The 23,913-nt window shown below is 66.2% G+C and carries 25 protein-coding genes and 1 riboswitch; of the genes, 19 read left to right on the top strand and 6 right to left on the bottom strand.

Features of this window, described 5'->3' with window-relative positions; all coding sequences use genetic code 11:
- Positions 1–95 precede the first annotated feature (95 nt).
- From thiC to K6G35_RS00845, 6 genes are all read left to right on the top strand, one after another.
- Positions 96–1,979: a phosphomethylpyrimidine synthase ThiC gene (gene thiC / locus K6G35_RS00820; protein ID WP_175582377.1), complete on the top strand. Its 1,884-nt coding sequence runs from the start codon at positions 96–98 to the stop codon at positions 1,977–1,979.
- A 176-nt stretch (positions 1,980–2,155) separates the two neighbouring features.
- Positions 2,156–3,361, top strand: coding sequence for an FAD-dependent oxidoreductase (locus K6G35_RS00825; protein ID WP_495675996.1), 1,206 nt, complete (start codon positions 2,156–2,158; stop codon positions 3,359–3,361).
- A 13-nt stretch (positions 3,362–3,374) separates the two neighbouring features.
- Positions 3,375–3,572 (top strand): sulfur carrier protein ThiS, encoded by a 198-nt coding sequence (thiS, locus tag K6G35_RS00830; RefSeq protein ID WP_008648499.1) that lies wholly within the window; start codon positions 3,375–3,377, stop codon positions 3,570–3,572.
- A gap of 7 nt (positions 3,573–3,579) precedes the next feature.
- Positions 3,580–4,428, top strand: coding sequence for a thiazole synthase (locus K6G35_RS00835; protein WP_008648498.1), 849 nt, complete (start codon positions 3,580–3,582; stop codon positions 4,426–4,428).
- A complete protein-coding gene (locus K6G35_RS00840) occupies positions 4,425–5,555 on the top strand; it encodes a thiamine phosphate synthase (protein WP_495675997.1) in 1,131 nt (376 codons plus the stop codon). Before K6G35_RS00835 ends, K6G35_RS00840 begins: the two co-directional genes overlap by 4 nt.
- A 136-nt stretch (positions 5,556–5,691) precedes the next feature.
- Entirely contained in the window at positions 5,692–6,126 is a 435-nt protein-coding gene (locus K6G35_RS00845; protein ID WP_008648494.1) for a PaaI family thioesterase, read from the top strand.
- On the opposite strand, the gene K6G35_RS00850 is transcribed toward K6G35_RS00845, so the two are convergent.
- Positions 6,123–6,566, bottom strand: coding sequence for a PGDYG domain-containing protein (locus K6G35_RS00850; protein ID WP_186425540.1), 444 nt, complete (start codon positions 6,564–6,566; stop codon positions 6,123–6,125). The two genes, K6G35_RS00845 and K6G35_RS00850, sit on opposite strands and share 4 nt — an antisense overlap.
- A 20-nt stretch (positions 6,567–6,586) precedes the next feature.
- Entirely contained in the window at positions 6,587–7,417 is an 831-nt protein-coding gene (gene thiD, locus K6G35_RS00855; RefSeq protein ID WP_186425541.1) for a bifunctional hydroxymethylpyrimidine kinase/phosphomethylpyrimidine kinase, read from the bottom strand.
- A gap of 85 nt (positions 7,418–7,502) precedes the next feature.
- A riboswitch (S-adenosyl-L-homocysteine riboswitch) is annotated at positions 7,503–7,576 on the top strand.
- A 138-nt stretch (positions 7,577–7,714) separates the two neighbouring features.
- Here thiD and ahcY point away from each other — a divergent pair.
- The 5 genes from ahcY to K6G35_RS00880 all read left to right on the top strand — a co-directional run bounded on the left by ahcY (position 7,715) and on the right by K6G35_RS00880 (position 11,711).
- On the top strand, positions 7,715–9,133 hold the full coding sequence (gene ahcY / locus K6G35_RS00860; protein WP_008641860.1) for an adenosylhomocysteinase: 1,419 nt from the start codon (positions 7,715–7,717) through the stop codon (positions 9,131–9,133).
- A gap of 132 nt (positions 9,134–9,265) precedes the next feature.
- Positions 9,266–9,613 (top strand): phage holin family protein, encoded by a 348-nt coding sequence (locus K6G35_RS00865; RefSeq protein ID WP_008641859.1) that lies wholly within the window; start codon positions 9,266–9,268, stop codon positions 9,611–9,613.
- Between the two features lie 47 nt (positions 9,614–9,660).
- Positions 9,661–10,491, top strand: a complete 831-nt coding sequence (metF, locus tag K6G35_RS00870) for a methylenetetrahydrofolate reductase [NAD(P)H] (protein ID WP_008641858.1) — start codon at positions 9,661–9,663, stop codon at positions 10,489–10,491.
- 6 nt (positions 10,492–10,497) lie between these two features.
- Positions 10,498–10,860: a TfoX/Sxy family protein gene (locus tag K6G35_RS00875; protein WP_495675998.1), complete on the top strand. Its 363-nt coding sequence runs from the start codon at positions 10,498–10,500 to the stop codon at positions 10,858–10,860.
- Positions 10,861–10,919: 59 nt separating this feature from the next.
- Positions 10,920–11,711: a Mut7-C RNAse domain-containing protein gene (locus K6G35_RS00880; RefSeq protein ID WP_495676326.1), complete on the top strand. Its 792-nt coding sequence runs from the start codon at positions 10,920–10,922 to the stop codon at positions 11,709–11,711.
- Here the strand turns inward: K6G35_RS00880 and K6G35_RS00885 are convergent.
- On the bottom strand, positions 11,708–12,316 hold the full coding sequence (locus K6G35_RS00885; RefSeq protein WP_495675999.1) for a 5-formyltetrahydrofolate cyclo-ligase: 609 nt from the start codon (positions 12,314–12,316) through the stop codon (positions 11,708–11,710). The genes K6G35_RS00880 and K6G35_RS00885 overlap by 4 nt on opposite strands.
- Positions 12,317–12,454: 138 nt before the next feature.
- Here K6G35_RS00885 and K6G35_RS00890 point away from each other — a divergent pair, with 138 nt between their 5' ends.
- From K6G35_RS00890 to K6G35_RS00905, 4 genes are all read left to right on the top strand, one after another.
- Complete coding sequence (locus K6G35_RS00890; protein WP_008641850.1) at positions 12,455–14,422, top strand: lytic transglycosylase domain-containing protein; 1,968 nt, start codon at positions 12,455–12,457, stop codon at positions 14,420–14,422.
- 100 nt (positions 14,423–14,522) lie between these two features.
- On the top strand, positions 14,523–15,545 hold the full coding sequence (locus K6G35_RS00895) for a complex I NDUFA9 subunit family protein (RefSeq protein WP_008641848.1): 1,023 nt from the start codon (positions 14,523–14,525) through the stop codon (positions 15,543–15,545).
- A gap of 167 nt (positions 15,546–15,712) precedes the next feature.
- Positions 15,713–16,402 carry a glutathione S-transferase family protein gene (locus K6G35_RS00900; protein ID WP_008641846.1) on the top strand — a complete coding sequence of 230 codons (690 nt, stop codon included), beginning with the start codon at positions 15,713–15,715 and terminating at the stop codon, positions 16,400–16,402.
- Between the two features lie 3 nt (positions 16,403–16,405).
- Complete coding sequence (locus tag K6G35_RS00905) at positions 16,406–17,650, top strand: multifunctional CCA addition/repair protein (RefSeq protein ID WP_008641844.1); 1,245 nt, start codon at positions 16,406–16,408, stop codon at positions 17,648–17,650.
- Between the two features lie 12 nt (positions 17,651–17,662).
- On the opposite strand, the gene K6G35_RS00910 is transcribed toward K6G35_RS00905, so the two are convergent.
- Both K6G35_RS00910 and K6G35_RS00915 read right to left on the bottom strand, forming a co-directional pair.
- On the bottom strand, positions 17,663–17,857 hold the full coding sequence (locus K6G35_RS00910; RefSeq protein WP_008641842.1) for a DUF2905 domain-containing protein: 195 nt from the start codon (positions 17,855–17,857) through the stop codon (positions 17,663–17,665).
- Positions 17,858–17,882: 25 nt separating this feature from the next.
- Positions 17,883–19,079 (bottom strand): class I SAM-dependent methyltransferase, encoded by a 1,197-nt coding sequence (locus K6G35_RS00915; RefSeq protein WP_008641840.1) that lies wholly within the window; start codon positions 19,077–19,079, stop codon positions 17,883–17,885.
- 16 nt (positions 19,080–19,095) lie between these two features.
- Here K6G35_RS00915 and K6G35_RS00920 point away from each other — a divergent pair, with 16 nt between their 5' ends.
- The 3 genes from K6G35_RS00920 to ttcA all read left to right on the top strand — a co-directional run bounded on the left by K6G35_RS00920 (position 19,096) and on the right by ttcA (position 21,394).
- Positions 19,096–19,914, top strand: coding sequence for an SDR family oxidoreductase (locus tag K6G35_RS00920; RefSeq protein WP_495676000.1), 819 nt, complete (start codon positions 19,096–19,098; stop codon positions 19,912–19,914).
- 21 nt (positions 19,915–19,935) lie between these two features.
- Entirely contained in the window at positions 19,936–20,334 is a 399-nt protein-coding gene (locus K6G35_RS00925) for a dihydroneopterin aldolase (protein WP_035881279.1), read from the top strand.
- 115 nt (positions 20,335–20,449) lie between these two features.
- A complete protein-coding gene (gene ttcA / locus K6G35_RS00930) occupies positions 20,450–21,394 on the top strand; it encodes a tRNA 2-thiocytidine(32) synthetase TtcA (RefSeq protein ID WP_008641835.1) in 945 nt (314 codons plus the stop codon).
- 49 nt (positions 21,395–21,443) lie between these two features.
- On the opposite strand, the gene K6G35_RS00935 is transcribed toward ttcA, so the two are convergent.
- Complete coding sequence (locus K6G35_RS00935; RefSeq protein ID WP_286881839.1) at positions 21,444–22,301, bottom strand: DUF6279 family lipoprotein; 858 nt, start codon at positions 22,299–22,301, stop codon at positions 21,444–21,446.
- A gap of 236 nt (positions 22,302–22,537) precedes the next feature.
- Between K6G35_RS00935 and glmU the strand changes: the two genes are divergently transcribed.
- Positions 22,538–23,902, top strand: a complete 1,365-nt coding sequence (glmU, locus tag K6G35_RS00940) for a bifunctional UDP-N-acetylglucosamine diphosphorylase/glucosamine-1-phosphate N-acetyltransferase GlmU (RefSeq protein WP_035881280.1) — start codon at positions 22,538–22,540, stop codon at positions 23,900–23,902.
- Positions 23,903–23,913: the final 11 nt, after the last annotated feature.

Here is a 23,913-nt window from a genome sequence, read left to right on the forward strand (position 1 = left end):
TTTGATCCGCACAAACGGGACACCGCCGCTGGCCATGCCGCGCGACGGACCTCACAGGGCTCCTGGTTTCGTCCATCCCCGCATGAGAGAGGACGATACCCATGGCCCGTACTGCCCCCGCTGCTTCGTTTGAATCGCTCGAAAGCGATCTCGACCAGAAATTCGCCTATCCGGCTTCCAGCAAGACCTATATCACCGGCAGCCGGCCGGACATCCGCGTGCCGCTGCGCACGATCCTGCAGACCGCCACGCGCACCGAGAAGGGCGAGATGGCGAACCCGCCGATTCCCGTCTACGACACCTCGGGCCCGTACAGCGATCCGGACGTGCATATCGACCTGAAGGCCGGCCTGCCGCCCGTCCGCGCCAAGTGGATCGAAGAGCGCAACGACACCGAGGTGCTGACTGGCCTGTCGTCGGAGTATGGCCTGGCACGCGCCAATGACCCTGCCACGGCACACCTGCGCTTCGCGCAACTGACGAACCCGCGCCGCGCCAAGGCCGGCGCGAACGTGTCGCAGATGCACTACGCACGCAAGGGCATCATCACGCCCGAAATGGAATACGTGGCGCTGCGCGAATCGCTGAACCTGCAGGCGCTCTACGACAAGCCCGAGTACAAGGCGCTGCTGCGACAGCATCCGGGCAACGCCCTGGGCGCCGCTCTGCCGCTGCGTCCGGAAGATATGACGCCGGAGTTCGTACGCCGCGAAGTGGCTGCCGGCCGCGCCATCATCCCGGCCAACATCAACCACACGGAACTGGAGCCGATGGCGATCGGCCGCAACTTCCGCGTCAAGATCAACGGCAACCTGGGCAATTCGGCGGTGACGTCGTCGCTGGCCGAGGAAGTGGAAAAGATGGTGTGGTCGATCCGCTGGGGCGCCGACACCATCATGGATCTGTCCACCGGCAAGCACATCCACGAAACGCGCGAGTGGATCCTGCGCAACTCGCCGGTGCCTATCGGCACGGTGCCCATCTACCAGGCGCTGGACAAGACCGGCGGTATCGCCGAGGACCTGACCTGGGAAATGTTCCGCGACACGCTGATCGAGCAGGCGGAGCAGGGCGTGGACTACTTCACGATCCACGCCGGCGTGCTGCTGCGCTACGTGCCGATGACGGCCGACCGCGTGACCGGCATCGTCTCGCGCGGTGGTTCGATCATGGCCAAGTGGTGTCTGGCGCACCACAAGGAAAACTTCCTGTACACGCACTTCGACGAGATCTGCGAAATCATGAAGGCGTACGACGTGTCGTTCAGCCTGGGTGATGGTCTGCGTCCGGGCTGTATCGCCGATTCGAACGATGACGCCCAGTTCGGCGAACTGCGCACGCTTGGCGAACTGACCGCCAAGGCGTGGGAGCACGACGTGCAGGTGATGATCGAAGGCCCGGGCCACGTGCCGCTGCAGCGCATCCAGGCCAACATGGACGAAGAGCTCAAGCACTGCTACGAAGCGCCGTTCTACACGCTGGGACCGCTGGTCACCGACATCGCGCCGGGCTATGACCACATCACCAGCGGCATTGGCGCCGCCAACATCGGCTGGATGGGCACCGCGATGCTGTGCTACGTCACGCCGAAGGAGCATCTGGGCCTGCCGGACAAGGAAGACGTGCGCGAGGGCATCATCACGTACAAGATTGCCGCGCACGCCGCCGATCTGGCCAAGGGCTGGCCCGGCGCGCAGCTCCGCGACAACGCGCTGTCCAAGGCGCGCTTCGAGTTCCGCTGGGAAGACCAGTTCAACCTCGGTCTCGATCCCGAGCGCGCGCGTTCGTTCCACGACGCCACGCTGCCGGCCGAAGGCGCCAAGATTGCCCACTTCTGCTCGATGTGCGGCCCGAAGTTCTGCTCGATGAAGATCACGCAGGAAGTGCGCGACTACGCGGCATCGTTGCCGGAAGCCGAACGCGGAATGCAGGAGAAGTCGATCGAGTTCGTGAAGACGGGCTCGAAGATCTACTCGTAAGCCGCTATCTGCGCCGACGTGCAGACGGGTGCGGCCCTTGTGGCCGCGCCCGGCAGTATCCGCAGTACCCGTAGCATCTGAGTCCCGCGCGCGGCGCCCCCACGCGGCGCGGCGGTATTCACCCAACCGGAGGCCGGACGGCACATACCTTTCTCATGCCGCCGGCAAACAATCTCATGACAGCAGTACAGTCCTTCGATGTCGCCATCCTCGGTGCCGGCCTGGCCGGGCGGTTATCCGCCTGGCAGCTCGTGCGCGCCGGCGCCCGCGTGGCGCTGATCGAGCGTGGCGGACCCGATGGCAGCGGCTCGGCCGCGCATGTGGCGGCGGCCATGCTGGCGCCGCTGGCCGAATCGGCGATTGCCGAGCGCCGCATCGTCGATCTCGGCATGGCCAGCGTCGATCTCTGGCGTACCTGGATTGGCGAGTTGCCAGAGCCCGTGTTCTTCCAGGAGGACGGCACGCTGGTGGTCTGGCATGCGCGTGACCGCAGCGAGGTGTCGCTGTTCACGGGGCGTATGCGTGCCGTGGCGCCGCCCGATCTGGTGCAGCAACGCCTGCGCGCGCTCGACGGCGAAGGCGTGGGCCAGATCGAGCCGGCCCTGGCAGGGCGCTTTCCGCAAGGCCTGCTGCTGCAGGGCGAAGGGCAGCTCGACAACCGAGGCGCGCTGCACGCGCTGCTGAGCTGCGCCGTGACGGAGGGCTTGCACTGCGTCTGGGAGGCCGGTGACATCGATGCCGACGCCTTGCCCGCGCTGGGTATTCGCGCCGGCGTGGTGCTCGACTGTCGTGGCCTGGGCGCGCGCGCTGCGTGGACCAATGCGTCCGTGGGCGGCGAGACCGCGCTGCCGGGCCTGCGCGGCCTGCGTGGCGAAGTGGTGCGCGTCCACGCGCCGGATGTAAAGCTGCATCGCCCGGTGCGACTGCTGCATCCGCGCTACCCGATCTATATCGCGCCGAAGCCGAACGATCTCTACGTGATCGGCGCGACGGAACTCGAAAGCGAGGACGAATCGCCAATGAGCGTGCGTTCCGCGCTCGAACTGCTCTCGGCCGCGCATTCGCTGCATCCGGCGTTCGGCGAGGCGCGCGTGCTCGAACTCAATGTCCAGCGCCGGCCAACCCGCCCCGACCATCTGCCGGCGATTCGCGTCGACCAGCAGGCACGCGTCGTGCGCGTCAACGGTCTCTATCGGCATGGCTGGCTGATCGCGCCGGCCGTGACGGAGGCCGCGTGTGCCGTCGTGCGCGCGATGCTCGGTGGTGACCCCGCCGCGCACGCGGTGCCCGCCGCGTTGCGCTGGCCCGGCATGATCGAAGCCGTGCAGGAGCGTGGCAGCGCGATGCTATCGGCCGGGGCCGGCAGCGGCCTGCTGCACTAATCAGACAGACACCATGGAAATCCTGCTCAATGGCCGACCGATCGAGTTGCCCGAAGCCGCCACGCTGGCGGACGCGGTGACGGCGGCGGCCATCGCGCCGCCGTTCGCCGCCGCGGTGAACGGCCAGTTCGTCCCGCGCACCCGCCATGCGGCCACGCCGCTGGCCGCGGGCGACCAGATCGATCTCGTGCAACCCGTGACGGGAGGCTAAGTCCCTTATGACATTCGAACCAACTGAAACCCTGCGCGACCCGTTCGTGCTGTACGGGGAATCGTTTGCGTCGCGCCTGCTGCTCGGCACGGCACGTTACCCGTCCCCCGCCACGCTGCAGGCGGCCGTGGAAGCCTCGCGTCCGGCCATGATCACGGTGGCGCTGCGCCGTCAGACCGCCGTGGGCAGCGGTGATGGCCAGACGCTCGGCGGCGAGACCTTCTGGCAGATGCTGCGCACGCTGGGCGTGCCGGTGCTGCCCAATACCGCCGGCTGTTTCACGGCGCAGGAAGTGATCACCACGGCGATGATGGCCCGCGAGGTATTCGAGACCGACTGGATCAAGCTGGAACTGATCGGCGACGACTACACGCTGCAGCCCGACACGCTCAACATGCCTGCCGTGGCCGAAACGCTGGTCAAGGAAGGCTTCAAGGTGCTGCCGTACTGCACCGAGGACCTCGTGCTGTGTCGCCGCCTGCTCGACGTCGGTTGCCAGGCGCTGATGCCGTGGGCTGCCCCGATCGGCACAGGCCGTGGCGCGGTGAACCCGCACGCGATGCGCACGCTGCGTGACCGTCTGCCCGACACCCCGCTGATCGTCGATGCCGGCCTCGGCCTGCCGTCGCACGCGGCGCAGGTGCTGGAGTGGGGCTACGACGGCGTGCTGCTCAATACGGCCGTGGCCCAGTCCGCGTATCCGGTGAACATGGCGCGCGCGTTCGCGCTGGCCGTGGAAGCCGGGCGCACCGCCTACCTGGCCGGCCCGATGCCAGAGCGCGAGGTGGCCCAGGCCAGCACGCCCGTGGTGGGGATGCCGTTCTGGCACGCCGAAGGCGCGGAGGACCGCGCATGACACGTCAGGGTGTTGCAGCGGCCATCGACGCCGCGCTGTTCGATGACTTGATGGCGCGTTACGCCGCGATGTTCGGCCGTGACGAAACGCCATGGCGCATCTGGTCGGCGGCGAATGCTCCCGCCGCGCTCGATCGCCATGACGTGGTGCTGTCCGATGGCGAGGCCACCGGGGATCTGATCGATCGGGTGGTGGTCGCGGATGCGGTGCTGATCGAATCGGAGCGCGAAGGCGGCCGCTGGATCGACACCGTGCGCTCGCCGATGGGTACCTGGGTGCTTGACGTGCGGGCCGATGACGACACGCCGCATTCGCCCGCGTTCGTGGCCGTGCTGCGTGCCGCGTTGTCGCTGCACTTTCCGGCGCACGACGCCCTTTGCATCGCCCGCGCCTGGCAGCCGGGCGCCACGGCCTGGCCGAACGATTTCGGGCGCTTTCCGCAGGTGCGACATGCTGCGCTGGTGCCGCCGGGCCAGACGGCGCAGCCCTTCGCGCCTTGTCCGCCCGATCTCGGTCTCTATGCCGTGATGCCCAGCGCGGCATGGATCGAGACGCTTGTGCCGCTGGCTGTGCCGACCGTGCAGCTGCGCTTCAAGTCAGACGATGCCGACGCGGTGAAGCATGAGGTGGCGCGCGCCGCGAAGGCGGTCAAAGGTTCGCAGTCGCGCCTGTTCATCAACGATCACTGGCGTGTGGCGATCGATCACCACGCAGCCTGCGGTGGCGACAGCGGCATCTACGGGATTCATCTTGGGCAGGAGGATCTGGACGACGCCGACCTTGACGCGATCCGCGCGTCGGGCCTGCGCCTCGGGGTGTCCACGCACGGCTACGCGGAAATGCTGCGCGTGGCCGCGATCTCGCCGAGCTACCTCGCGCTTGGCGCGATCTTCCCGACCACCACCAAGGTCATGCCGACCCAGCCGCAGGGCATGGGCCGCTTCCAGTCCTACGTGGCGTTGATGCAGCCCGTGATCCCGTCGCTGGTTGGCATCGGCGGGGTGAACGCAGGCAACATGGGGGAAGTGCTGGCGGTGGGCGTCGGCAGCGCCGCCGTGGTGCGGGCGATCACGGAAGCCAGCGATGTGCCGGCGGCGGTGGCGGGGCTCAACGCCTTGTTTGCCTGATCTGGACGTAGACTTTGGGCGCTGACCGGCCAGCCCGGCTGGTGGCGCCCGGCAATTGCGCATATCCTCTTTGGCTCACCATTAAAGGACTGAGGTTCCGCACTACGGAACGGAACCCTGCAGAGAGGAAACAGCAGTGAACGAGATCATCCCCGCCGCACCGGGCACCCCCGACAAGCCTTACTTCGGCATTGACATTCCGTTGATGCGCCTGCTGGGTCTGCAGCCCGTGCATATGGAAGAGGGTCTGTGCCGCACGCGTCTGCCGGCCAATCCCAACGTGGTGAACAGCCGTGGCGACGTGCATGGCGGCACCCTGATGGCGGTGCTGGACTTCACGCTGAGCGGTGCGGCGCGGTCTCATGCCCCGCTGGAGACCGGCGTCATCACGATCGACATGTCCACGCATTTCCTGTCCGCCGCACGCGGCGAACTGACGTTCGAGGCGCGCATCATGCGCCGTGGCGCCAAGATCGCCTTCTGCGAGGGCGAGGCCCGCGACGCGACGGGCACGCTCTGCTGCGTGGCCCGCGCGTCGTTCAAGCTCGTGAAGCTGGTCGGCGGCGATTAATCTTTCGGACCGTCCGCGGGACGGTACACCGCTTCAAATCGCGCGCGCTCGGTGATGCCATAGTCGCCGGGCGCGTATTGCATCAGCCAGTCGCCCGGCTTGCCGGTCAGCACGTCGCCGCCGGTCGAGCGCGCAATCGCGAATGCGTGCGGCATCTCCCGGGCCAGCACCGGCACCGGCTTGTTGCGATACGGGCCGGACTCACCATGGGCGTTCGGTCCCACCGCCACATACCGTGGGTCGAAGCGTCCGCGCGAAACCACCCAGCGGTCGCCGGTGGCGCCGGTCACGATCGCGTCGCCTGGCTGATAGCGGTTCGGGCCCTCGCGGCTGATCAGTTCTCCCGGCTCGGTGGCAAAGGCCACCTGCACCGTTTCATCCTTGACGTACCAGTGGGCGGCGCGGTCTTCGCGCAGGTCGATGTTGGTCAGTGTCTGCATGGTTTTCGCGATGCTCGCGATTAGCCCAGCGCGCGCGGCGCGAAGCTGTGATTGAGGGGGCCGTTGCCGCCGCCAAGGCGCAGCCGGGCGCCCGAGCGAATGGCTTGCGCGACGAAGTCGAGCGCCGCGGCGACCGCATCGGGCAGCGCGTCGCCCCGGGCGAGCTGCGCCGCGATGGCGGCGGCCAGCGTGCAGCCGGTGCCGTGCAGGTTCGGCGTATCGACGCGCGGATGGGTGTAGACGCGCACGGTGCCGTCGGCCAGCATCAGCAGGTCATCCAGGCCCAGGCTGCCGGGGCCGTCGTCTTCCAGATGGCCGCCCTTGAGCAGCACCGCCTTGCAACCGAGCGCAAGCAGGTCCGCTGCGGCCGCCTCCATTTCGGCGCGGCGCGTGATGCGGCGGCCCAGCAGGTATGACGCCTCAGGCAGGTTCGGCGTGACCAGCATCGCGCGCGGAAACAGCAGTTTCACCATCGCCTGGCTGGTCGCGTCGTCGGACAGCGTGGCGCCCGAGGTCGAAATCATCACCGGGTCCACCACGAGCTTGCGGATGCCATGCCGATCCACCGCCCCGGCTACGGCCTCAACGATGGCCGCCGTTCCCAGCATGCCGGTCTTGGCCGCGTCCACGCCGATGTCGCTGGCCACGGCGTCGATCTGCGCGGCCACCATGTCGGCCGGTATGGCGTGGACGCCGGTCACGCCGAGCGTGTTCTGAGCCGTGATCGCGGTGATCGCGCTCATGCCGAAACATCCCAGTGCCGCGAACGTCTTCAGATCGGCCTGGATACCGGCCCCGCCTCCGGAGTCGGATCCGGCGATGGTCAGGGTGCGGGGTGGCGTGGGGAGCATGTGCAAGGTGAGGAGAGACGGAGAAAGACCGGAAAAATGTGCCTGCTTGCGCCGCAAGGCGCGGACAGGCACGCTACAATACCGCCACTCCGAGGAGCGTTGCAACGGATGGCCCCGCCTTCCGCCAGGCTCGGAATGTTTCAACGGCGCTCGCAGTTCCGTGGTTCGCACGGACGCGAGTCGACCTGTCCGCCCGCCATGCCAAGTGCTGGCGCGGCCATCGGCACCCCTTCGGGGCTGCCGTCATCTTGTCGCCCTCCCGTTTCTTGCGTGACCACTTCAACTACGGAGTGACGTATGAACGCAGTGACCGACCTGAAGCAAGACTACATCGTGGCCGATATCGGCCTGGCCGGCTGGGGCCGCAAGGAAATCGCCATCGCCGAGACCGAAATGCCCGGCCTGATGGCCATTCGCGACGAATTCGCCGCCGCGCAGCCGCTCAAGGGCGCGCGCATCGCCGGTTCGCTGCACATGACGATCCAGACCGCCGTGCTGATCGAAACCCTCAAGGCACTGGGCGCCGACGTGCGCTGGGCCTCGTGCAACATCTTCTCGACGCAGGATCACGCCGCCGCCGCCATCGCCGCATCGGGCACGCCCGTGTTCGCCTTCAAGGGCGAATCGCTGAAGGAATACTGGGACTTCACGCACCGCATCTTCGACTGGGCCGACGGTGGCACGCCGAACATGATCCTGGACGATGGCGGCGACGCCACGCTGCTGCTGCACCTGGGTGCCCGCGCCGAAAAGGATGCGTCGCTGATCGCCAAGCCGACCAGCGAGGAAGAAACCTTCCTGTTCGCCGCCATCAAGGAAAAGCTGGCCAAGGATTCGACCTGGTACAGCCGCAACCTGGCCGCCATCCGTGGCGTGACCGAGGAAACGACCACCGGCGTGCACCGCCTGTACCAGATGGCGCAAAAGGGTGAACTGAAGTTCCCGGCCATCAACGTCAACGACTCGGTGACCAAGAGCAAGTTCGACAACCTCTACGGCTGCCGCGAATCGCTGGTGGACGGCATCAAGCGCGCCACCGACGTGATGATCGCCGGCAAGATCGCCGTGGTTGCCGGTTACGGCGACGTGGGCAAGGGCAGCGCCCAGGCCCTGCGCGCGCTGTCCGCGCAAGTGTGGGTGACCGAGATCGATCCGATCTGCGCGCTGCAGGCCGCCATGGAAGGCTACCGCGTGGTGACGATGGACTACGCCGCCGAGCACGGCGACATCTTCGTGACCTGCACCGGCAACTACCACGTGATCACGCACGACCACATGGCCAAGATGAAGGACCAGGCCATCGTCTGCAACATCGGCCACTTCGACAACGAGATCGACATCGCATCGGTCGAGAAGTACGAATGGGACGAGATCAAGCCGCAGGTTGACCACGTCAAGTTCCCGGACGGCAAGAAGATCATCATCCTGGCCAAGGGCCGCCTGGTGAACCTGGGCTGCGCCACGGGTCACCCGTCGTACGTGATGAGCAGCTCGTTCGCCAACCAGACGATCGCCCAGATCGAATTGTGGGCCGAACGTGACAGCGGCAAGTACCCGGTTGGCGTGTACGTGCTGCCGAAGCACCTGGACGAAAAGGTCGCGCGCCTGCAGCTCCGGAAGCTGAACGCGCAACTGACCGAACTGACCGAGCAGCAGGCGGCCTACATCGGCGTGAAGAAGGAAGGCCCGTACAAGGCCGACCACTACCGCTACTGATCGGCCACGGCTCTCGCCCCCGGCGCGGCTCCCCGCTCCCGCGCGGGAGCGGGCGCCGCGCCGGCCGCGCGACACGGCGTCATCAAGACCGTGCACAATTAGTGTCATCCAACCAAAAACAAAGGAGTTGCAATGAGACTGTTGGCCGTATGGATCATCAATGCCGCAGCGTTGTTCCTGGTGGGTTACCTGATCAGCGGGGTCCATCTTGGCAGCTTCGGCTCCGCCATGATTGCCGCGCTGGTGCTGGGCCTCGTCAATGCGCTGATTCGGCCGATCCTCGTCATCCTGACGCTGCCGGTCACGCTGCTGACGCTGGGCCTGTTCATCTTCGTCATCAACGCGCTGCTGTTCCTGTTCGTGGGCAACCTGCTGCAAGGATTCGTCGTGGACGGCTTCGGTTCGGCGCTGCTCGGCTCGATCTTGTACAGCGTGATTGCGTGGATCCTGGCCAGCGTGCTGCTGGGCGAGCGCAACTGACGCGTTGAGACTCTTTTTCTGGGCGCCGCCACGGCGGCGTGCCAACCATGACTGATCGTTACTTCAGCTTCGAATTCTTCCCGCCCAAGACGGCGGAGGGCGCGGAGAAACTGCGCAATACGCGCGCGCAGCTTGCGCCGCTGCAGCCCAAGTACATCTCGGTGACGTTCGGCGCCGGCGGTACCACGCAGCAGGGCACGCTCGATGCCGTGCTGGAGATCCAGCGCGAAGGTATCGAGGCTGCGCCGCACTTGTCGTGCGTGGGCTCCACGCGCGACAGCATCCGGACGATTCTCCAGACCTATCGCGATGGCGGCATCCGCCACATCGTGGCGCTGCGCGGCGACATGCCGTCGGGCATGGGCGAGATCGGCGAGTTCCGCTATGCCAACGAACTCGTCGAGTTCATCCGCGCGGAAACCGGTGACTGGTTCAACATCGAAGTGGCCGCCTATCCCGAGTACCACCCGCAGGCCCGTTCGCCGCGTCACGACCTGGAAAATTTCGTGCGCAAGGTCAAGGCCGGCGCGGACTCGGCGATCACGCAGTACTTCTTCAACGCCGATGCGTACTTTCGCTTCGTCGACGACGTGCGCGCGATGGGCGTGGAAGTGCCGATCGTGCCCGGCATCATGCCGATCACGAACTACTCTCAGCTGATGCGCTTTTCCGAGATGTGCGGCGCCGAAGTGCCGCGCTGGGTAGCCAAGCGGCTCGAGTCGTTCGGCGATGACAAGGAAGCGATCCGCGCCTTCGGCCTGGACGTGGTGACCGACCTGTGCGCGCGCCTGCTCGATGCGGGCGTGCCGGGCCTGCACTTCTACACGCTCAACGCCGCCGGCGCGACCAAGGCGGTCTGGCAGCGCCTGAAGCTGTAATTCCCGATGCCCGCCGCGCGCCGCCCGGACCCATTCGTCGAGCACCTGCTCGAACTGATGGCGCCGCTGGCGGCCAACATCGGGGCCATCACGGCCAAGCGGATGTTCGGCGGGCATGGCCTGTTCTACGATGGCCTGATGTTCGCGCTCATCAGTGGCGGCCAGTGCTTCCTGAAGGCCGACGACGTCACGCTGGCGCGCTTCGAGGCCGAGGGCAGCGAGCCGTTCCGGTACCAGTCCGCGCGCCGCGAAGTGACGATGCGTCACTACCTGGGCCTGCCACCCGCGTGTCTGGAATCGCCCGCAGCGATGACACCGTGGGCGCGCATGGCCGTGGAAGCCGCGTTACGTCTGGGTAACGCGCGCTGACCACATGACCACCTGACCGCCTGGCCACTGGCGTGGCCGTTGGTGTCATACTCGGCGGCATGGTCACCGCCACATTCCGTTTCTACGAGGAACTGAACGACTTCCTGGCGCCAGCACAACGTCGCCGGGATCTGTCGTGCCCCTGCGCGCGCGCCGCCACGGTCAAGCACATGATCGAAGCGCTGGGCGTGCCGCATACCGAGGTGGAGCTGATTCTCGTCAACGGCGAGTCGTCGCCGTTCGAGCGCATCGTGTGCGACGGCGACCGCATCGCGGTCTACCCAAAATTCGAATCGTTCGATATCGCACCGCTGCTACGTGTCCGCGAACATCCGCTGCGCGAAATCCGCTTCGTGGCGGACGCCCATCTCGGCGGCCTGGCGCATCTGCTGCGCATGACTGGCTTCGATACGCTCTACGACAACCACTTCGAAGACAGCGAGATCGCCCGCATCGCCTCGGACGAGAAGCGCATCGTACTGACCCGCGACCGCGAACTGCTCAAGCGCCGCGGCATCACCCACGGCTGTTACGTGCGGGCGATCCGGTCGTCATTGCAGGTCAGGGAGATCTTTTCCAGACTGGACCTGGCTCGCAGCGCCAGGCCATTCTCGCTCTGCCTCGATTGCAACGTGCCCCTGCGTCGTATTGGCAAGACCGATGTGGATGGGCGCGTGCCGGAAGGGGTGTTCGAGCGTCACGAGCATTTCGTCACCTGCCCGCATTGCCAGCGCGTGTTCTGGGAAGGATCGCACTGGCGCAAGATGCGGACGCTGGTGGAGGAACTGATGAGCGCCCAGGCCGACCAGGTTGCCTCTGGTGGTCCGGGTGGCCCGGGTGGAAATAGCTAGATCACCCCTCGTTCCGTGACCAGCCAGTCCATCGGCAGGTCATGCGACGCTGCCTGCAGCGGCACCTCGCACGCGGCAAAGCCGATTCCGATCGCTATCGGCGTGGCGTTTGCGGCAGCCATGTCCGCCAGCGTGCGGTCGTAGAACCCGCCGCCGTATCCCAGGCGGAACTTATCGGCGCTGAATCCGACACATGGAATGAGCAGCGCGTCGGGCGTCACGGCTCCGGTGCCATCGGGCACCGGAATGCCGTACTGGCCGGCGCGCATTGTCGTGTCCGGTGTCCACACATGGAAATCGAGCGGTGCGGCGGGCCGGCTCACGACGGGCAGGGCGGCCACGCGGCCGGGCATCGCGGTCAGCCATCGGGCCACGGTGTCGCGTGCGTCGAACTCCTGCTGGATCGGCCAGTAGAACCCCAGTCGTTGCACGCCGAGACGTTCGAGCAGTGTCGCGAGCGCTGCCGCGATCTGTGCATCCGCCGTCTCTCGATCGGGTAGCGCGGCGCGCAGCGCGAGCAGCCGGCGGCGCAGGGCGCGACGGTCCTCAGGGGCCGAGAAATAAAGGCTGTCCGGCCCGTTGTCCGGTGCTTGGTTTGGTGGCATGGCGTGCAATAATGGCCATCGAACAGACATTTGAAAACAATGCTGGACGCGCAAATGAAGATGCGCGCCGGTGGTACGAATCACGAATCCTGCGTGCCTGTCGCGTGACAGGCACGCACCCAACAAGGAATACCAAGAATGCCGAAGGGAGTATATCTGCGCCGTGCCGGACGCTTCGCCTGGCTTGCGTTCGCAGGTGCGCTGCTGGCTACCCCAGTCTACGCGCAGAAACGTACGGCGACGCCCCAGAAAGCGGTGCAGCAGCAACCGGCCGCCCTGACGATTCCGTCGGACCCGGACGATGCCTTTGTCGCGCTGCGCGAGGCCGCCCGCAAGAACGACGCGGACCGCGCCGCGGCCATCTCGGCCACGCTGGTCGACTATCCGATTCCGTCGTACGTCGAATACTTCCGCATCAAGTCGCAGATGTTCGACTCGAGCGGCCAGCCGCTGATCGACACGCCGGATGCCGAGATCAGCGCGTTCCTGCAACGCTACCAGGGCGAGGCGATTGCCGACCGGATGCGCAATGACTGGCTGCTGGTGCTTGGCAAGAAGCGCGACTGGGCAAACTTCGACGTCCAGTATCCGCAGTTCGTGCTGAAGGACGATACGCAGGTGGAGTGCTACGCGCTGCTGTCGCGCGCGCTCAAGGGCCAGAACGTGGCCGCCGATGCGCGTGCGGTGCTGGTCGACCCGCGCTACTACGGCGACGGCTGTGTTGACCTGATCAGCTACATGGCGCAGAGCCAGCAGATCCAGCGCAGCGACGTGGCTTTCCAGGCGCGTCAGGCGCTGGAGCAGAACTACACCACGCTGGCCGGCAAGATCGCCGCCGCGGTGCCCGATGCGCGCGTGGATGGCGATTCGCTGGCCACCGTGGTCAAGATGGCACGTAACGATCCCTCGCAGGCCGCCGCCTACCTGGGCACGATCTCGGGCAACCTGTCGCGTGACGAGCAGGGCGCGGCCTGGGGCGTGATCGGCCAGTTCGCGGCCAAGAAGCTGATGCCGGAGGCTGCCGGCTACTACCGTCGCCAGATGGACCTGGGCGGTAACCAGTGGCTGTCCGATGAGTCGCAGGAGTGGCGCGTGCGGGCAGCGCTGCGTCAGGGCGACTGGAAGCAGGTGCGCCAGTCCATCGAATCGATGCGTCCCGAGCTGCGTGCCAAGGATCCGGCATGGACGTACTGGTACGCGCGCGCGCTCAAGGCCGATGGCCGTGGCAGCGACGCCCAGCAGCAGTTCCAGTCGATCGCCGGCCAGTTCAATTTCTATGGCCAGCTAGCCAGCGAGGAACTGGGCAATCGCATCACGATTCCGACGCGGACCACAGTCACCGATGCCGAGGCGATGGCGATGCGCTCGCGCGCCGGCTTCACGCGCGCCAAGAAGTTCTATGACCTGAACCTGCGCTTCGAAGGCAACCGCGAGTGGAACTGGGAACTGCGCGGCATGAACGATCGTGACCTGCTGGCCGCGGCCGAGTACGCGCGCAAGATCGAGCTGCTCGACCGTACCGTCAACACGTCCGACCGCACCAAGGCCGAGCACGATTTCACGCAGCGCTTCCCGATGCCGTACCGGGACATCATGCAGCGTGCCACGGACGAGGTCGGCCTCGACATGGCGTGGGCCTACGGCCTGATTCGTCAGGAATCGCGCTTCATCATGAATGCGCGTTCGTCGGCGGGCGCGCATGGCCTGATGCAGGTGATGCCGGCCACGGCCAAGTACGTCGCGCGCAAGATCGGCATGACCGACTTCTCGCCGTCGATGATGGGAGACCCCAACATCAACATCATGCTCGGCACCAACTACATGAGCATGGTGCTGACCGATCTGGACAGCTCCTGGACGCTGGCGTCCGCCGGCTACAACGCTGGTCCGGGACGGCCCAAGGCGTGGCGTACCAGCCTGTCGCGACCGGTGGAAGGCGCGATCTTTGCAGAGACGATCCCGTTCACCGAGACGCGGAACTACGTGAAGAATGTGCTTTCGAACGCCACGTACTATGCTGCATTAATGAGTGGCCGGCCCCAGTCCCTGAAAGACCGTCTGGGAATGGTCGCGCCGTCTTCGGTCACGACGACCAGCCTCCCCTGAGCCTGACGAGGCACTCTCGCACTCAGACGGAGACGGTGGGCCCCGTGGCCACGGACGCGCGCATCGATGCCCGCGTAACGTGTTCGTCACGGAGCCCACCATGCAGACCAGCAATGTTCTTGTCATCGGGGGCGCCGGTTTTATCGGCAGCCACCTGATTTCCCGCCTTGCCGGCGCAGCCACCGCCTCCGGTGCGCCGCTCGATCCGGCCTCCAGTCCCGATAGTCCCATCGCGCCCGATCGCATCATCGTCGGCACGCGCAATGTCGAGCATGCCCAGCACCTGCTGCTGCTGCCGCGTGTCGAAGTGATCGAACTTGGCCTGGCCGACGACGCGGTGCTCGACGACGCCATCGGCTCGCTTGGCGTCGACGGTATCGTCGTCAATCTGGTTGGCGTCCTGCATGGCGAGCGTGGCGACCCGTATGGGCCGCAGTTCGCCGCCGCGCATGTCGATCTGCCGCGCCAGGTCGTCGAATCCTGCAAGCGCACTGGCGTTCGCAGGCTGCTTCACATGAGCGCGCTCGGCGCCGATCCACAAGGACCGTCGATGTATCTGCGCAGCAAGGGCGATGGTGGGAGGATCGTGCGCGAAAGCGGGCTCGACTGGACGATCTTCCGTCCATCGGTCGTATTCGGTCCCGACGATCATTTCCTGAACCTGTTCGCCCAGTTGCAGCAGATGGCGCCGGTGGTGCCGCTGGCGTGCGCCCACGCGCGATTCCAGCCGGTGTTTGTGCTGGACGTGGTGCAGGCCTTCGTCAATGCGATGGTCCATCCCGAAACGATCGGGCAGGTCTACGAGCTTGGCGGTCCGCAGGTCTACACGCTCGAGGAACTCGTCCGCTTTGCCGGCCGCGCGTCGGGGCATCCCCGTCCGGTCATCGCGCTACCCGACGCGCTCGCGCGGATGCAGGCGGCGGTGCTCGAACACGTGCCCGGTGGCACGGTGCTGTCGCGCGACAATCTCGACTCGATGCGGCTGGACAACGTGCTGGCGCACCCGATGGCGGCCGAGCTTGGCGTGCGCCCGGTCAGCCTGGAAGTCGTGATGACCGACGTGCTGTCCGGCCGCAATCGCGACAGCGCGCTGCGGTTCATGCGGGGCAGCGTGCATCGATGACCGGGGCTAGCGCCCGATCGATGTGATTGCGGCTCACACGCTTGCGAGCGTAATTCGCTTGGAATGCGCCCGGCGAGGTCGATAGAATGACCGGTTCGGGGCGCGCGCGTTGCTTTCCGTACGTTCACCGCCCGAAAACCTTTTGACCCTCGCCCCAAGGATCTGCGATGAAGCTCGTCATCGGCAACAAGAACTACTCTTCCTGGTCGCTGCGCCCGTGGCTGTTGCTGCGCCACGCCGGCATTGCCTTCGAGGAAATCGCGGTACGTCTGTTCACGAAGGAGTTCGCGACCGAGATCGCGCGCTATTCGCCGGCTGGCAAGGTGCCGGCGCTGATCGATGGCGACGTGACCGTATGGGATTCGCTGTCGATCAGCGAATATGTCGCCGAACGCTTTCCGGAGAAGGCCCTGTGGCCGAAGGACGCCGCCGCGCGCGCGCTGGCGCGTTCGATCTGCGCCGAGATGCATTCCGGGTTTGGCAACCTGCGCAGCCAGATGCCGATGAACGTGACGGCAATGCTGCCGGGGCTGGGCTGGAACGTCGCCGTGCAGCGTGACATCGACCGCATCGCGTCGATCTGGACCGATCTGCGCACGCGCTACGCGTCCGAGGGTCCGTTCCTGTTCGGCGGCTTTACGATTGCCGACGCGTTCTACGCGCCGATAGTCAGCCGCTTTGCCACCTACGGCGTGCATCTGCCCGAAGCCGCCAAGGCGTACGCGGACTTCGTGCTGGCGCTGCCCGCGATGCAGGAATGGGCGGCGGCGGCGCGCGAGGAACGGGACTTCGTCCCGGCCGATGAACCGTATCGCACCGAGCCGGATCGTCCGGACGCGATCATCGTTTCGGGTTGATTCATGCAGGTGTACGCAGTGGGCGGCGCCGTCCGCGACCAGTTGCTCGGAAAGCCGAGCCAGGACCGTGACTACGTGGTGGTGGGCGCCACGCCCGCGGACATGGAGGCCGCCGGCTTCAAGCCGGTGGGCAAGGATTTCCCGGTCTTCCTCCATCCGCAGACCAAGGCCGAGTACGCGCTGGCGCGGACCGAGCGCAAGACTGCGGTCGGCTACAAGGGCTTTGCCTTCTATACCGGCGCCGACGTGACGCTGGAGGAGGATCTCGTCCGGCGTGACCTGACCATCAACGCGATGGCCCAGGCGGTGGACGAGCACGACAACCTCGTCGGCCCGGTGATCGACCCCTATGGCGGCCAGAAGGACCTGGCCGCGCGCAAATTCCGCCACGTGTCCGACGCCTTCGCCGAGGATCCGGTGCGTATCCTGCGCGTGGCGCGTTTCGCGGCGCGCTTCCACGATTTCACGGTGGCGCCGGAGACCGTCGCGCTGATGCGCAAGATCGTCGACGCGGGCGAGGTGGATGCGCTGGTGCCCGAGCGCGTCTGGCAGGAACTGTCTCGCGGGTTGATGGAGGCGAAGCCGTCACGCATGTTCGACGTGCTGCGCGAGTGCGGCGCGCTGGCCCACCTGTTGCCGGAACTCGATCGCCTATGGGGCGTGCCCCAGCGCCCGGAATATCATCCCGAAGTCGATACCGGCGTGCACGTGATGATGGTGATCGACTACGCGGCGAGCGTCGGCGCATCGCTGCCGGTGCGCTTCGCCGCGATGGCGCACGACCTTGGCAAGGGCACCACGCCCGAGGACATGCTGCCCCGGCATATCGGACACGAGCAACGTGGTGTCAAGTTGCTCGAAGCCATCTGCCAGCGCCTGCGCGTGCCGAACGATTGCCGCGAGCTGGCCCTGGTGGTGGCGCGCGAGCACGGCAATATCCATCGCAGCATGGAGTTCGGCGCGGCGGCGGTGACGCGGCTGGTCGAGCGTTGCGACGCGCTGCGCAAGCCGGAGCGGTTCGCCGAGGCGCTGCTGGCCTGCGAGGCCGATGCGCGTGGACGCCTGGGTTTTGCGGATAAGGACTACCCGCAGGTGGCTCGCCTGCTGGCTGCGCGCGATGCGGCGGCTTCCGTGGACGCCGGCGCGATTGCCAAGGCTTGCGGGGACAGGGTCGATCAGATCAAGGACCGGGTGCACAAGGCCAGGGTGGTGGCGGTGGCGCAGCGGCTGGGGATGGCGGAGGAGTAGGGGGCGGGCCCCCTACAGCAGCTTCCCGATCACCAGCGCCGCCAGCGACAGCAGGATCGTCGACGCGAATGGCAGCACGTACTCGCGGCCGAACAAGCGGAACCGGACATCGCCCGGCAGGCGTCCCAGCCCGATCTTCTGCAGCCACGGCAGCGAGGCTGACAGCACGATCACGCAGAGAAAGATGGTGAACGTCCAGCGCAACATGGCGACCCGGGCTCCCTTAGTAGACTTAGAGTGCGAAGCTGCGGTCGCCGCGCGCGAAGCCGTCTAGCGGCATGGCGTCGTCGATGCCGCGGGTGAGGGCGATGACCTTGAACAGCTCGCCCATCTCCGCTTCAGACAACAGCTTCTGCACAGCATTGGCCTGCGGCAGGAATGCGCGGGCGTCGCTCGGATCGAGCGACATCATCAGATCCGTGATGCCGGCATTCATCAGGAAGCGCGCCTGCGAGGCGTAACCGGATACTTGCAGACCAGCCTCCACGGCCGCCTGGGCGATGCCACTGAAGTTCACGTGCGCGGTGATGTCCTGCAGTCCGGGGTAGAGGAACGGGTCGGGGTGTGCGTGATGACGGTAGTGGCACATCAGCGTGCCGCCGGTACGGTGCGGATGGTAGTACTCGGACGCCGGGAAACCATAGTCGATAAAGAACGCCGCGCCGCGCGCCAGCAGCGCGCCCACGGCGCGGGTGAATCCTTCCGCTTCGGCATGGGTCTCGGTGACGATGTCGTGGTCGCCCGGAATCCCGAGCAGTACCTCAGGGATCGCGCCGTCCTCCAATGGCCGGTCTTCGAAGGCGAAGGCCTCGGCGCCCGCCTTTCCATCCTTCGCGCAGACCACGCCACGTTCGTGCCAGCGGCCGCCAATACGCGCGTACAGCCGCACCGGCATTGCATCGAGCACTTCGTTGCCCACCACCACACCCTCGAAGCGGTCCGGCAGGGCGTCCAGCCAGGTGACGCGCCCGGCCAGATGTGGGGCCCGCTGGTCCAGTGTGGCCTGCTGGCGCGCGCGCAATTCACCGGACAGTTCGACGATCTGGTAGGTGTCTGGCAGCGCATCCTCGGTTTCGAGCGCGAGCAGCAGGTCGGCGGCCAGCCGGCCGGTGCCCGCGCCGAATTCCATGACGCGCGGCAGGTTCATCCTGATCAGGGGCACGAACTGGCGCGCCAGCGTGCGGGCGAAGAATGGCGTCAGTTCCGGGGCGGTGATGAAATCGCTGCCGTCGCTGACGTCGCGGCCGAACTTGGCCGCACCGCCACTGTAGTAGCCCAGCCGGGGGGCGTAGAGCGCCAGCGACATGAATCGATCGAAGCCGATCCAGCCGCCCGCTGCGTCGATGGCGCCGGCAATACAGATGGAAAGGGCCGCAGAGGCGTCCAGCGCATCTGCGGAGGGAAGGGGTAGACTAGCGACTTTCTGCATACCGCGAATTGTAGCAATGCCAGATTCTCAGACTACGGGCACTTCACAGGCTTCGGGCGTCAAATCTCGTGGCGTGGCGCTGGTCACCGGCGGCGCGCGCCGCCTGGGCCGTGCCATCGCCCTCGAACTTGCCGCACAAGGCTGGGACGTTGCCGTTCACTGCAACCGCTCGCGCGACGAAGCGGACGCGCTGGCCACCCAGATCCGCGGCCTTGGTCGCCGCGCCGCCGTGCTGCAGGCCGATCTGTCGAATGAAGCCGCCACGGCCCGGTTGATCCCCGCTTGCATCGACGCCCTTGGCGTGCCGGCCTGCCTGGTCAACAACGCGTCGCTGTTCCAGTACGACGTGGCGACGAGCTTCTCCTATGGGTCGCTCGACACGCACATGCGCACCAACGTGGCGGCCCCGCTGCTGCTGGCGCGTGAGATGCACAAGGCGCTTGGCGCCGGCGGCAACGAAACCGGGCAGCTCGGCGTTGTGATCAACCTGCTCGACCAGAAGCTGAACAACCTGAATCCCGATTTCCTGTCGTACACGCTGTCGAAGGCCGCGCTGCAGACTGCCACGGTGCAGCTTGCGCAGGCACTGGCGCCGCGTCTGCGGGTGGTGGGCGTCGCGCCCGGCATCACGCTGGTGTCCGGCGACCAGTCCGACCCGGGCTTTGTCCGCGCCCATGGGATGACGCCGCTGGGCCAGTCGTCCACGCCGGAAGACATCGCGCAGGCCGTGGCCTACCTGGCCGTGGCGCGCGCCGTTACCGGCACCACGTTGTACGTCGACGGAGGCCAGCACCTGATGCCGCTGGCCCGCGACGTGATGTTCCTTACTGAATAAGCTGTTTCTGATTTGCCAGCCATGACCTTTGCCGCCCTCTCCCATCCCAGCCTGCAAAACTGCCGTCGCATGTTCCTGCGCAACTATGAAGTGCAGATCAACATTGGCGTGCACGAATTCGAGAAGAAGGGCGAACAGCGCGTGCTCGTCAATATCGACCTGTTCGTGTCGCTGGCCGAGACCACGCCGCAGGCCGACAGGCTCGAGGAAGTAGTCGACTACGACTTCATGCGCAACACCGTGGCCGAGCGCATGGCGCGTGGCCATATCCACCTGCAGGAAACGCTGTGCGACGACGTGGCGCGCGCGATGCTGCAGCACCCGAAGGTGCGCGCCGTGCGCGTGTCGACGGAAAAGCCGGACGTCTACCCGGATTGCGATGCCGTCGGCGTGGAAGTGTTCCACGTCAAGCCCGCCTGATCTGGCCGCTCTGCCCGAGCGGGGCCGCGCAGCGCCGGGCGGTGGGCTCCAGTAGAATGTTGGCCCGTTGAAACCGGGCCATTGTTCCGCGCCCGTACTGATCCAGGTATGTCATATGAGTCACTCCGCTAACTTCTATCGTCTCGAAACCCGTCTGCAGTCGCTGACCGGCAAGGCCATCGGCGACTTCGGCATGATCGAGGACGGCGACACAGTGCTGGTCTGCATGAGTGGCGGCAAGGACTCTTACACGATGCTGTCGGTGCTGACGGCGCTTCAGAAACGGGCGCCGATCCAGTTCAAGCTGATCGCGATGAACCTGGACCAGAAGCAGCCGGGCTTTCCCGAGCATGTGCTGCCGGCATACCTGAAGTCTCTCGGCGTGGAGTATGTGATCGTCGAGGCGGACACCTACTCGATCGTCAAGGAGAAGGTGCCCGAGGGCAAGACCACCTGCTCGTTGTGCTCGCGCCTGCGCCGCGGCGTGATCTATCGCACGGCCAAGGAGCTGGGCGCCAACAAGATCGCGCTGGGCCATCACCGCGACGACATCGTCAATACGTTCTTCCTGAACATGTTCTTCGGCGGCAAGATGAAGGCGATGCCGCCGAAGCTGGCCACCGACGACGGCCAGCACATCGTGATCCGGCCGCTGGCGTACTGCGCGGAGAAGGACATCGCGTCGTATGCGCGTGCCATGGCGTTCCCGATCATCCCGTGCAACCTGTGTGGCTCGCAGGAAAACCTGCAGCGCAAGAAGGTGAGCGAAATGCTGCAGGCATGGGAGCGCGAGAACCCGGGCCGGATCGACAACATCTTCTCGGCGCTACGCAACGTGGTGCCGTCGCACCTGGCCGATACGGACCTGTTCCCGTTCACGGGGCTGGCTACCGGGTTGGGCAAGATCGACGAGGCATCGCTGTTCGGCGAGACCACGTTCACGCAGCAGGCGCTGACCTTCACGGGCAATGTCGAGGCGAACCGGATGGAGTTCGTGCGCTTCGACAAGATCCAGAAGGCCCAGGAGGCGTCGGAACAGGCTTCGGAACCGTCGGCCTGACGCCTCCCCCCGCCTCCCCCCGCCTTCCCCCGCCTTCCCCCAAGGTTGGCTACTGTGACGCCTGCGCGGAGCGCCCGGGCTCGCGCATCAACGCCTGCACATCCTCGATCCATCCCTGGAAGCGCTTGACCGCGTGGGCCTTCTGTTCCGGCGTGGTCAGGTTGGCGATCGTCACCGTCAGGTTGATCCCCGCATCGGTACTCCGCTGCTGGCCCGTGGCCGGGCGCTGCCAGTCGTCGGCATAGTGACGCAGCATCTCTTCGGCCTGCGCCTTGGGCGGGCGCGTGGTCGAGATCTCGCGCGCCAGCGCCACCCATTCCTGCTGGCGGCGCACGCGCTCGCTGTAACGGGCGTCGGCGTTCAGCATATAGGGCCCCATCGCGTCGCGGATGGCCTTTTCCTGGTCGCGCGAGAAGCTGCCATAGACCAGCTTGGCATAGTCCATGATCTTGTCGTAGCGGGCATCGGTGCGCGCGTTGGCATCGGAGCCGAGGAACTGCTTGCGATATTTCGTATTGCTCTCGGCGAACTTCGCCTCCATCCGCTTGATCTGGTCGGGCGATAGCGTGAGCATCAATTCTGCAAGGTCAGGAATCGTGTTCTCGTACGCCTGACGTCCCAGCCGCTGGCTGTCCTGCTGGGCCTGGCGGATCATCGCGATATCGACGGGTCCGGCCACCTCGCCCTTGACCCGGGCAAGGACCTTGGCGACTTCCGGAAGCTGCGAGCGCCGGTGCCACGCAAAGAATCGGGCGATGGCGTCGCGTGTCGGCACCTCCTGGGCATCCGAGACATCCACGTAGCGGTCCACCCACCAATAGGCGAGCCGGTCTCCCTGCTCGTAGCCCAGTTTCATGGCGTTGCAGCCGCCAAGTACCGCGACGAACGTGAGTGTTGTGATCGCCACATACACGCGACGTGACCAATTGTGAACAACGGTAACTCGGCGTGATCTGGCCAGATCGGTCAGGGGGGGCGTGCTAGAATCTGCGCGCATGTTTCCAGGGGCGGCGGATCGCCCGCCAGCCCAAGCGTGGCAACGGTTTGGGCGCGGCCAGCCAGTTCGGCGCACGGCCGGACGCGACGCTCCCAGGCACGGATTTTCCAGCTTATTCTCAGACACACTCACTTAGGGACCTCCTTGTGAATATCGTCATTCTTGCCGCGGGCATGGGCAAGCGGATGAACTCCGCGCTGCCCAAGGTGCTGCACCCGGTGGCCGGCCAGCCAATGCTATCCCACGTCCTCGATACCGCGCGCACGCTGTCGCCGTCGCGGCTCGTGGTGGTGGTGGGTCATGGTGCCGAGCTGGTGCGCAAAGCCGTTGGCGCGGACGATGTTGCCTTTGCCGAGCAGGCTCAGCAACTGGGCACCGGCCACGCCGTGATGCAGGCCCTGCCGCTGCTCGACGACAGCCAGCCCACGCTGGTGCTGTACGGCGACGTGCCGCTGACCTCGGTCGACACCCTGAAGGGCCTCGTGCAGGCCGCCGGCGCCGAGCGCCTGGGCGTGCTGACTGTCGAGATGCCCGATCCTACCGGATATGGACGGATCGTTCGTGACGCCGCCGGCAATATCGTGCGCATCGTCGAGCAGAAGGATGCCAGCGAGGACGTTCGCGCGATTCGCGAGATCAACACCGGCATTATCGTCTGCCCGACGGCGCATCTGCGCCAGTGGCTGGCCACGCTGCGCAACGACAACTCGCAGGGCGAGTACTACCTGACCGATACGATCGAGCGCGCCGTCAATGATGGCGTGGAGGTCGTGTCGGCCCAGCCGGCCGCGTTGTGGGAGACGCTCGGCGTCAACAGCAAGGTCCAGCTTGCCGAGATCGAACGTATTCACCAGCGCAACATTGCCCAGCGGCTGCTGGAGGCGGGCGTCACGCTGCTCGATCCGGCACGCATCGACGTGCGCGGCGAGCTAACCTGCGGGCGCGACGTCACCATCGACGTGGGCTGCGTGTTCGAGGGTCGTGTGCACCTGGAAGACGGCGTGTCCGTCGGCGCGCACTGCGTCGTTCGCAACACGACGATCGGCGCCGGCGCGCGTATCCAGCCGTTCTGCCACTTCGAGGACGCCAAGGTCGGGCCGGACGGACGCATCGGACCGTACGCGCGGCTGCGCCCGGGCACGGAGCTCGGCCAGGACGTGCATATCGGCAATTTCGTCGAGATCAAGAACAGCCAGATCGCCGACCACAGCAAGGCCAATCACCTGGCCTACGTGGGCGACGCGACGGTGGGGCAGCGCGTCAATATTGGCGCGGGTACCATTACCTGCAATTACGATGGCGTGAACAAGCACCGCACGGTGATCGAGGACGATGTGTTCATCGGCTCCGACACCCAACTGGTGGCGCCGGTGACAGTGCGCCGCGGCGCCACGATTGGCGCGGGGACCACGCTGACCAAGGAAGCGCCGGCTGACAAGCTGACTTTGTCGCGCGCCAAGCAGATGACCCTGGATGCGTGGCAGCGTCCGGTCAAGCAACCGAAGAAATAAGAGGGGTTCAA

The sequence above is a fragment of the Cupriavidus sp. HY129 genome, assembly GCF_059492215.1.